Annotated in this window: 5 protein-coding genes; 3 read left to right on the top strand and 2 right to left on the bottom strand. The window is 40.6% G+C overall.

From position 1 onward, the window contains the following. Nucleotides 1-88: 88 nt before the first annotated feature. Together ampE and ampD are read right to left on the bottom strand one after the other, a co-directional pair. Nucleotides 89-940, bottom strand: a complete 852-nt coding sequence (gene ampE / locus H5163_RS20830; protein WP_182731559.1) for a beta-lactamase regulator AmpE — start codon at nucleotides 938-940, stop codon at nucleotides 89-91. Between the two features lie 27 nt (nucleotides 941-967). Then, nucleotides 968-1,513 (bottom strand): 1,6-anhydro-N-acetylmuramyl-L-alanine amidase AmpD, encoded by a 546-nt coding sequence (gene ampD / locus H5163_RS20825; protein WP_182718484.1) that lies wholly within the window; start codon nucleotides 1,511-1,513, stop codon nucleotides 968-970. Nucleotides 1,514-2,622: 1,109 nt separating this feature from the next. Here ampD and nadC point away from each other — a divergent pair. The 3 genes from nadC (at nucleotide 2,623) to H5163_RS20810 (ending at nucleotide 5,755) form a co-directional block, all read left to right on the top strand. Beyond that, the gene (nadC, locus tag H5163_RS20820; protein WP_145235208.1) at nucleotides 2,623-3,468 is read left to right on the top strand and encodes a carboxylating nicotinate-nucleotide diphosphorylase; all 846 of its coding nucleotides are present in this window, start codon (nucleotides 2,623-2,625) and stop codon (nucleotides 3,466-3,468) included. A gap of 536 nt (nucleotides 3,469-4,004) precedes the next feature. After that, on the top strand, nucleotides 4,005-4,442 hold the full coding sequence (locus H5163_RS20815; RefSeq protein ID WP_310736415.1) for a pilin: 438 nt from the start codon (nucleotides 4,005-4,007) through the stop codon (nucleotides 4,440-4,442). 86 nt (nucleotides 4,443-4,528) lie between these two features. Continuing rightward, a complete protein-coding gene (locus H5163_RS20810) occupies nucleotides 4,529-5,755 on the top strand; it encodes a type II secretion system F family protein (protein WP_182735867.1) in 1,227 nt (408 codons plus the stop codon). The last annotated feature ends 44 nt before the right edge of the window (nucleotides 5,756-5,799 follow it).

Here is a 5,799-nt window from a genome sequence, read left to right as displayed (position 1 = left end):
GTTGGGAGATTAAGCTTTAGGTTTTAGGTTTTAGGTTTTAGGTTTTAGGTTTTAACAATAACTTCCCTAAAACCTAGCACCTGTTTATTTACGCTAACCCGCCAAACAACGTTAGCAAGGCAATCAACACCAAGTAAAATAACACATTTCGTTTTACAAGCTTCATCATACAAGTTGCTTCATACGCGCAACCAAAATGTTGCTGTTCTATTTGCTCTGCGGCAAGCGCGGTATTAGTAACCACTTTACGGTTACTCACTGTAAAATCGAGTGCATAATGCAGCCAGCAACTGGTGCCTTTATTAAAGTTACCTATTACTAGATAACCAAAGCTGGCGATTCTGGCTGGTAACCAATCAAGCCAAAATAATAATGAATGAATAAGTTTAAATCGTTTGGCATACACAACTTTATGGTCGTCCTGCACTAAATCAGCAAAAGTACGTACTAATGCATACAAGGTCGCGCCAGGTACGCCTAATATTACAAACCAAAAAATAACTGCACAATAAAAACGAAAGTTTACCCAAGCCAACGTTTGTCCAAAAGTTTCGCCACCTTTTTGCTCTTCCGTTTTCTTTTGCCCCATTTGCAGTGCATATAAGGTTGCCGCTTGCTGATCATCACGGGTTAGCGCATTTAAATAGGACTTATATAAAGCACGTTGTTTAGCACAGCCAAAGCAAACCAGCAGCACAGCCACATTAATGGCTAACTGCCATAATACAAAATCAGATAAGGTAAAAATAACCGCCACAAGTAATACCGGCAAACACAGCCAAATAATAAATCCTGCAGGCGAATTGAATAGACCTTGCTCGCCAAGCTGTTTTTTTGAACGTGTTAAATAGCCTTGCGCGTAATAGCTTATTTGCCAATAATCAGATCGGGCACCTAAACGCTCTAATATCAGAGCTATTATTATAGAAATTAAGATCATACTTTTCTCTTTCCAAATTGGCGCTAGTTAAAATATAGCAGCAAAATAATGATTCCAATCAAAACTGTCTCCAGGGTCTGTTTTTCGCCCTGATGCAATGTGACAATGGCCAACAATACGCTCGCGAGTGATAGCTGGGTATTTATATATCAATGTCTTAGTTAAGGATTGTAATGCATTATATTGATTTTGGGTATACGCCGTTGTATCTGTACCTTCAAGCTCAATACCAATACTAAAATCATTACACTGACTACGTCCTAAAAACTCAGACTGGCCAGCATGCCAAGCACGTTTACTAAAAGGCACATACTGAACTATTTCACCGCTGCGTTTGATAAAACAATGTGCTGAAACTCTCAACCCCTTTAAATCAGCAAAGCTAGGGTGTGCTTGGCAATCAATACATCCCATAAACAAATCATCCACAAACGGCGTGGCAAACTGCCCTGCTGGCAAGGAAATATTATGAATCACTAATAAAGATATTTCCTCACCTAGTGGGCGCTCATCAAAATGCGTACTTGGTCGCTGGATAGCGGTACTAACAACACCAAAAGAGTTTATTTTCATAGTTTATATTCATAATGGCCTGTAAATAAATGCATAGTCAGATGCTAATAGATTTCCAAGTAGAATAACAGCAAAGCACTTTCATTGTTTTGCGCCGGTAGCAGCGAGTTTACCTCGCGATTGTTTCTACATTTCCATAGACAAACCAATTTCACCACCGAGGGCAGGAGGCGCTACGCAGAGAAGAAAAACGCTGTGTGCTTCGAGCGACGAGCTTCGAATACACCCTAGCACCTAGTCACTTCCTAAAACCTAGTCCCTATTTTTAAATTATTTCTCTAATGCGCAGCGCCTCTTATCCTCTTTGTGAATAAATTTTAATTGCGCGGGGTAAACCCGCACCTACGCATTGGTAGCAGCGAGTTTACCTCGCGACTGTTTTTACATTTACACAGACACACTATTTAACCACCGAGCCCACCGAGGCGCTTTGCTACACCGAGAAGACAAAAGTAAAGTTAATAACTATTACCTATTGGTTTTTCCTCTGTGAGCTCGGTGCTCTCTGTGGTGAATAAATCACTAAAAGACTTTTGCACAAAGAGAAGTGAATGAGAAGAACAAATGCCACGGGCTTCGAGCGGGGAGCTTCGAGCGGGGAGCTTCGAATATGCCCTAGCATCTAGTCACTTCCTAAAACCTAGTCCATATTTTTAAATTACTTCTCTAATGCGCGGCGTCTCATAACCTGTTTGTGAATATACGCGGGGTAAACCCGCGCCTACGTATTGGTAGCAGCGAGTTTACCTCGCGACTGTTTTTACATTTACACAGACACACTATTTCACCACCGAGCCCACCGAGGCGCTTTGCTACACCGAGAAGACAAAAGTAAAGTTAATCACTATTACCTATTGATTTTTCTTCTGTGAGCTCAATGATCTCTGTTGTGGTGAATAAATCACTAAAAGACTTTTGCACAAAGAGAAGTGAATGAGAAGAACAAATGCCACGGGCTTCGAGCGAGGAGCTTCGAATACACCCTAGCACCTAGTCACTTCCTAAAACCTAGAACCTAGAACCTAATCAAACTTATAGCTTCAGCCTTCTCTTTCACTTTCAAACCATGTAAAATTTGTGCAATTTCCTAATTATAATGAGCTTTTATAATGTCTATCCCACACAGCCTTTTAAGCCAATTGGTTAAACTTGCCCTTGATGAAGATTTAAATTACCAAACAGCCGAACAAGGCGACATCACCGCGCAATTAATTCCAGCGGCGCAGCACGCTAATGCCAAAGTGATCACCCGTGAAGATTGCGTGTTTTGCGGAAAAGACATTATCTTAGAAGTATTCAAACAAGTTGATCCGAGTGTAGCAGTTAATGTATTGGTAAATGATGGTGATACAGTTAAAGCTAACGATACCTTATTTACAGCAATAGGTTCTGCCCGCGCTATTTTAACAGCCGAACGTACCGCACTTAATTTTGTACAAACCTTGTCAGGTACAGCAACCACCACAGCACATTATGTAAAAGAACTCAGTGGCACCAACACCCAACTACTCGATACCCGTAAAACAATTCCGGGCCTACGTGCATTACAAAAGTACGCGGTCAAATGTGGCGGTGGCGCAAATCATCGCATTGGCTTATTTGATGCGTTTTTAATTAAAGAAAACCACATTGCCGCCTGTGGTGGCATCGATAAAGCCGTAGCGCAAGCAAAACTTAATCATCCAACTAAACCAGTAGAAGTAGAAGTCGAATCACTTATTGAGCTAGATCAAGCCATTACAGCCGGTGCTGATATTATAATGCTGGATAACTTTAGCGTTGAGCAAATTCAACAAGCAGTGGTACTGACCGATAAGCGCGCTAAATTAGAAGTCTCGGGTAATATGACCTTAGAAACACTGCGCACCTACTCACAGGCTGGGGTCGATTTTATATCCAGCGGGGCACTTACAAAAAATTTACAGTCAATCGATTTATCAATGCGCTTTGAGTAATAATCAAACTAAATAACAAATATTATGTTTCCCTAATGCGTTGACAAACTGATTAAAAAAGCATTAAATACGCCGAAAGGCTTACACTGTAACAAAATGTTAATTTTAGTGCTTTATATAATACGAAATAGTGCTAATGTAAGCCTCTAGGATGAATGAATTAACTTTCAACCAATTCTAAAGAACTACTTTCAGGTATTGTTTTACACCGCACGGCTACTTTGATGAAAGCTGTGAGTTAAATAAACAACATTAATACCAAGTAGTGGGTGAAGAAAGTTTTTAAAATTCGATGAAATGCAGTTAAAGCCGCTTTCAATCAGCTGTTTTAGTGCTAAAGTAGATCTAACAGAGTAATTTTAATAGTTGCTAAAACCTATCCAGCATTATTTAGCTAGGCACTGGGTTAGGTATTAGTAATTTAACGATTTTAAAAAAACCGTAAGATAAAGCAGTTACAATAGCTAACGTGATTACACACTTTACTAACATAATTTATTTAGCTTACAAAAAACACTATCCTTTAGGAGAGGAACATGGAAAAAATGACACAACAAAGTCAAAAGGGTTTTACCCTAATTGAATTAATGATTGTAGTAGCAATCATCGGTATTTTGGCGGCTATCGCTATCCCGCAATATCAAAACTACATCGCGCGCTCTCAATTTTCAGAAGCTCACTCGCTTCTTAGCGGAGCAAGAGTTGCAGTTCAAGAGCGAGTATCACAGGGTGCAGCTTTCACTGGGGCAAGCCTTGGCTTAAAGACAGCTGGAGCTTATGGCTCAATTGGCGCTCCTGCTGATTACGCAGCAAATGCAGCAACATATGCATTAACGTACACATTTGCTGGCGCGAATACTAATTTAAATACAAAAACAGTAACTTATACTTACACAGCAGCAACTAGTGCATGGGCATGTACTACAACAGTAGCAGCTGAATTTGCTACAAATTGTACTCCTCCTGCTCCATAAGCTTAGCAAGACCTAAAATATAAAAGAATAAACAAATTATTGGGTAGCATCATTTGCTACCCTTTTTTTAATTTAGAGGCTTTTCAATGACCACACAAAAACCCGCTAATAAGCAAGACATTTTTCAATGGGTTGGAGTGAGCGCTCGTGGAAAACGCCTTGAAGGCGAAATGACAGGCGCAAGTATAGCTTTAGTCAAAGCCCAATTACGTAAACAGGGCATCACCCCCTCAAAAGTTAAACGTAAAGCCAAGCCTTTGTTCGGCGTGCGTATGCAGGCTATTACCCCCAAAGATATCGCTTTAGTGACGCGGCAAATTGCCACTATGCTAATGGCGGGCGTCCCGTTGATTCAATCAATAGAAATGATTGGCACTGGCGCTACCAATAAAAGTGTTGGCAAACTGATGGAAACTATTGGTGATGAGGTCAAAGCCGGTGGTACTCTTTCCAATGCACTTCGTAAACACCCGCGTTATTTTGATGATTTGTATTGTGATTTAGTCGCCTCCGGTGAGCAATCTGGTGCACTGGATAAAATATTTGACCGCGTTGCCCTTTATAAAGAAAAATCCGAAGCGCTAAAGTCAAAAATTAAAAAAGCCATGTTCTACCCTATTGCGGTATTGGTAGTAGCGTTAATAGTCACCTCTATTTTGCTTATTTTTGTGGTCCCACAATTTCAAGATATTTTTGCCGGTTTTGGTGCAGAACTCCCTGCATTTACTTTAATGGTCATTGCCATCTCTGAGTTTATGCAAGAATACTGGTGGATGATGTTAATTGCCCTTGTTGGCTTTGGTTATACCTATAAAGAGGCGCTACTAAAAAGCAAAAAACTACGGGATGCTAATGACCGTGCTATTTTAAAACTCCCGGTAATTGGTATGATTTTAAACAAAGCTGCGGTGGCACGTTATGCTCGTACGCTTTCGACCACCTTTGCTGCCGGTGTGCCATTGGTTGATGCACTTGATTCTGCTGCGGGGGCCTCTGGCAATGCTGTTTATCGTTATGCTATTTTAGATATAAAAGCTGAAGTAAGCTCGGGTAATCAAATGAACTGGGCGATGCGCAACTCAAAAATATTCCCTGATATGGTGATACAAATGGTAGCCATAGGTGAAGAGTCAGGCTCTTTAGATGGCATGCTAGCAAAAGTCGCTACTATTTATGAGCAAGAAGTTGATGATGCGGTAGATGGTTTATCAAGCCTATTAGAGCCACTTATTATGGCGGTACTCGGCGTACTGGTTGGCGGTTTAATTATTGCCATGTACTTACCTATTTTCCAACTTGGGTCGGTTATATAAAGCTGTAAGCTGTAAGCTGTAAGCTGTAAGCTGTAAGCTGTAAG

Source organism: Pseudoalteromonas sp. SG44-8 (genome assembly GCF_014164125.1).
GTDB classification, from domain to species: Bacteria; Pseudomonadota; Gammaproteobacteria; order Enterobacterales; family Alteromonadaceae; genus Pseudoalteromonas; species Pseudoalteromonas rhizosphaerae.
The sequence above is the reverse complement of the archived record's forward strand: the minus strand, read 5'-3'. Positions and strand labels throughout refer to the sequence as shown.